This window comes from Nocardia farcinica (genome assembly GCF_029867845.1).
Taxonomy (GTDB): Bacteria; Actinomycetota; Actinomycetes; order Mycobacteriales; family Mycobacteriaceae; genus Nocardia; species Nocardia farcinica_A.
This window is the reverse complement of record NZ_JARWRU010001299.1, coordinates 1-4,085: the sequence shown is the minus strand read 5'-3', so window position 1 is coordinate 4,085 and position 4,085 is coordinate 1. Positions and strand designations below refer to the sequence as shown.

2 protein-coding genes and 1 pseudogene are annotated in these 4,085 nt (G+C 73.7%); 1 reads left to right on the top strand and 2 read right to left on the bottom strand.

The features are described from left to right. Window positions 1–465: pseudogene (locus QH283_RS29120) on the top strand (Acg family FMN-binding oxidoreductase); the annotation flags it as partial. A 70-nt stretch (window positions 466–535) separates the two neighbouring features. On the opposite strand, the gene QH283_RS29115 reads toward QH283_RS29120, so the two are convergent. After that, window positions 536–1,900, bottom strand: a complete 1,365-nt coding sequence (locus tag QH283_RS29115; RefSeq protein ID WP_280506130.1) for a wax ester/triacylglycerol synthase domain-containing protein — start codon at window positions 1,898–1,900, stop codon at window positions 536–538. Next, a partial coding sequence (locus QH283_RS29110; protein ID WP_280506129.1) for a cation-translocating P-type ATPase occupies window positions 1,897–4,085 on the bottom strand: 2,189 nt, incomplete at its 5' end. The genes QH283_RS29110 and QH283_RS29115, both read right to left, overlap by 4 nt.

The following is a 4,085-nucleotide window of genomic DNA, read 5'->3' as shown; positions in this document are numbered from 1 at the left end:
CCGGCCTGCGCGTCGTCCCGTTTCGGGCGGGGGTGGTGGGCCGGGTGGCACACCCGCCCGGACGGCATTCCCGCGCACAGCATTCCCGCCGCGCGGGCGGGCGACGAACTCCCGGCCCGGGTGTTCGCCGGCCCCGAACTGACCGACACCGCACGGGAAGCCGATCACGCCGAACTGCTGGTGATCGCCACCTCCGCGGACGATCGCCTGTCCCAGCTGCGGGCGGGGGAGGCCATCAGCGCGGTGCTGCTGTCGGCCACCACGATCGGCCTGGCCAGCTGCCTGGTCACCGAGCCACTGGAGATCGCCGCCGAACGCGCGAAGCTGCGGATGCGGGTGCTGCGCGATACCGGCTATCCGCAGGCCTTCGTCCGGGTGGGATGGGCGCACACCAGTGCCGAGCCGCTGCCGCCGACCCCGCGTCGTCCGCTCGACGAGGTGCTGATCCCGCAGGACGCGGGCTGAGAAGGACTACGGTCCCGGAACCGGGACAGGCGCGCTCGCGCGGAACCGGCGTCGATCGGTGGCGCGACAGTCAACGATCGGCGCCGACCGTGGCGGCGAATCCGGCTGCCAGACAGTCGGCGAAAACGGGCAGATCGGGTATCGCCGCCGAGTCGGCGGTGACGCCGAGCAGACAGATGCCGGTGTGTGAGAGCAGCAGCGTGTTGAACGCGGTGCCGAGCGTGGGCGCGAAGGCATACATGCGGTCGACCCGCGCGCCGGCCAGATAGAGCGGCACCGGCGAGCCGGGGACGTTGGAGGCGACGAAGTCGACGTGCTTCAGCATCCCTGCCACCACGGCTGCGGGCAGCCGGTTCAAAGCGGCGGCCACCGCGCCGGAGTACCCGAGTGACGGTTCCCGCCGCCATCGGCCCGCCGCCTCGTGGACCGCGCGCATCAGTTCGTCGGCATCCTCGATCGCCGTGGGCAGGGCGAAACGCGCCAAGGTGACCCGGTTGCCGCCGATCGGGTCGTCCGGCTCGCGGACGCTGATCGGCATGGTCACCCGCAACCGCTCGAGCCGCGCACCGTGACGACGGTGGTACTCCCGCACCCCGATCAGCACTCCGGTGAGGTAGGCGTCGTTGAGCCTGCACCCGGCTCGGCGAGCGGCCGCGCCGAGTTGTTCGAGCGGTATCTCGAGTACCGTGAGCTCGCGGCGGGTGCTGCGTGCGGTCATCAGCGGTGACAGGGTCGAGGTGACCGGTCTGGTCAGGCGGGCCAGGGAGCCTGCGAGTGCCCCGCCGCCGCGGACGGTGCCGATCGGATCGGTGAGTCCGCGCCGCAGCAGCGATCCCGCGGCGCCGACCGCGCCGCGCGCCATGGTGAGGCCGAGTGCGGAATTCCAGGCCAGGGCGTCGGTCAGGGTGCCGCGCCGAGGCGGTTCGGTGACCTCGACATCTGGGCGCGGGGCGCTGTCGCGGGTGGCGTCGAGCACTTCCCGGGCGATCAGGATGCCCCCGATCCCGTCGGTCAGGCTGTGGTGGACCTTCAACACGACCGCGGCCCTGCCGTCGGAGAGCCCGGACAGCACGGTGCATTTCCACAGCGGCCGGGCGGGGTCGAAGGCTTCCATGACCTCGCGGCGCGCCACGTCGAGCACCGCGTCCAGGTCGGCGGGCGGCGGCAGGCCCGCGCGGCGCACATGCCAGGACAGGTCGAAGTACGGGTCGGGCAGCCAGCGCGGCGGGGTGAGGCCGAGCGGGGCGGCCACCGGGATGTGCCGCAATCTCGGTACGACGTGCGTGGCGCGTTCCAGTGTGCGCGCCAGACGATCCTGATCCGGCTCGGTGTCCAGCAGCAGGATCGCGACGATGGTGGATCGCATGACCGGATCGCGTTCCATCTTGGCCGCGAACAGGTCCGGCTGGGTCATGTGGGGGTCGGCGGCGCTCATGATCGGTCTCCCCGCGGTGCGGGATGGATGATGCGGTCGAGGCGGGCGGCGACATAGCCGGACACCGACAGGGCGGTCACCAGCAGCAGGTCGGACACCGCGAGCGGCTCGGTGCCGAGCAGTTCGCGCAACGGCGGCAGGTACAGCGCGGCCAGTTGGAGCGCGAAGGCGCCGCCGACCGCCACGAGCAGCGAGGGGTTGGCCAGTGAGCCCTGACGGGACCGCGACCCGAGCGCGACGGCGAGCTGGGTGGCGCCGAGGGCGAAGAACGCCATGCTCTGCCACGGGCGTCCGGTCGCGTCGGCCCAGACCGCGACGCCGAGTGTCACCGCGGTCAGCACCACCGACAGGCGCAGCACGCGCTGCCAGAGGCCCGCGCCGAGGATGCTCTGCGACCGGGGGCGTGGTGGGCGCCGCAGAATGTCGCGCTGGGCCGGTTCGCCGCCGAGCGCGACCCCGGGCAAGCCGTGGGTGAGCAGATTGATCCACAGGATCTGCGCGGGCAGCAACGGCAGCGGCAATCCGAGGAAGGGACCGATGAGCATGACCGCGATCTCCGCCGCGCCGCCGGACAGCCCGTAGACCAGGAAACGGCGGATATTGGCGTAGACCCGGCGGCCCTCGGCCACCGCGATGACGACCGTGCCGAGATCGTCGTCGGCGAGCACGAGATCGGCGGCCTGCCTGGCGACTTCGGTGCCGCGTCGGCCCATGGCGACACCGATGTCGGCGCGGCGCAGCGCGGGCCCGTCGTTGACGCCGTCGCCGGTCATGGCCACCACCTGCTCGCGGTCGCGCAAGCGCTGGATGAGGTCCAGCTTCTGCGCGGGCGTGGCGCGGGCGAAGACCGCCGCGTCGGCGTCGATGCCGGGGGAGGGCTCGCGCAGGTCGACGACCGGCTCACCGGCGGCGATGATGCCGAGTTCCGTCGCGATCGCGCGGGCCGTTCCCGGGTGGTCGCCGGTGATCAGCACGGGCCGGATGCCCGCGGCCCGGCAGTCGCGGATGGTCTGTGCCGCCACGGCGCGGGGCGGGTCGGCAAGGGCGATCAGGCCGATCAGGTGCAGATCGCACTCGATGTCGTCGTCCTGGCCGGCAAGCGCGGGCAGTTCGCGGGTGGCGACGGCGAGGACGCGATAGCCCTCCAGCGCGCGATCCCGCGCCCAGCCGGCCGCTACCGCGATCGCCTCGGGGGTGTCGGCCACCGTCGCGGGGTTCAGCACCGCCTCGGGCGCGCCCTTGCACACCACGCGGTAGCCGCCGTCCGGCAGGCGGTGGATCGTGGACATCCGTTTGCGGTCGCTGTCGAACGGTCGCTCCGCCACCCGTGGCAGCCGGTCGTTCAGCGCGTGCGGGTCGAGGCCGAGGCGCGCCGCCGCGGTGAGCAGGGCGGCCTCGGTGGGATCGCCGAGCGCCGACCAGCTGTGCGAGTCGGGGGAGGACGGTCCCCCTGCGGTGTCGGGGGCTGTGGTGTCGGGGCCTGTGGTGTCGGGCGGGACCAGCCGGGCGTCGTTGCAGAGGGCGGCCGCGGTCAGCAGGGCGGTCAGGGCGGGATCGTCCTCGGGGCCGAGCGCGCCGCGCTCCGTGCGCACGGCTCCCGACGGGTCGTAGCCCGTTCCGGTGATCTCGGCGTGGCTGTCCGGTGTCCACAGCAGCCGGGCCACCATGCGTCCTTCGGTGAGCGTGCCCGTCTTGTCGGTGGCCAGGACGGTCATCGAGCCGAGCGTCTCCACCGCGGGCAGCCGCCGGATCACCGCATCGCGGTCGGCCATGCGGCGCGCGCCGAGCGCCAGCGCCAGTGTCACCACGGCGGGCAGTGATTCCGGCACGGCAGCGACGGCCAGGCTGATCGAGGTCACCACCATCAGTTCCAGCGGCAGACCGCGCAACAGTCCCAGCACCAGCACCACCACGCACAGGGCGACGGCGACCACGGCCAGCACGGCGCTGACATCCATCAACCGGCGTTGCAACGGTGTCAGCCCGGCATCGGGCCGCATGAGCAGGGCGATCCGGCCCATCGCGCTGTCGGCCCCGGTCGCCGTGACCACGGCGCGGCCGCGCCCGTGCACCACCACGGTGCCCGCCGACAGCAGGCCGGGGGGGGGGGGGGCGGCGGCCGGGCCCGCCGCGGCCGCCGGGGGGGGGGGGCGGGGGGGCGCCCCCCCCCGCCCCGCGCGGGGGG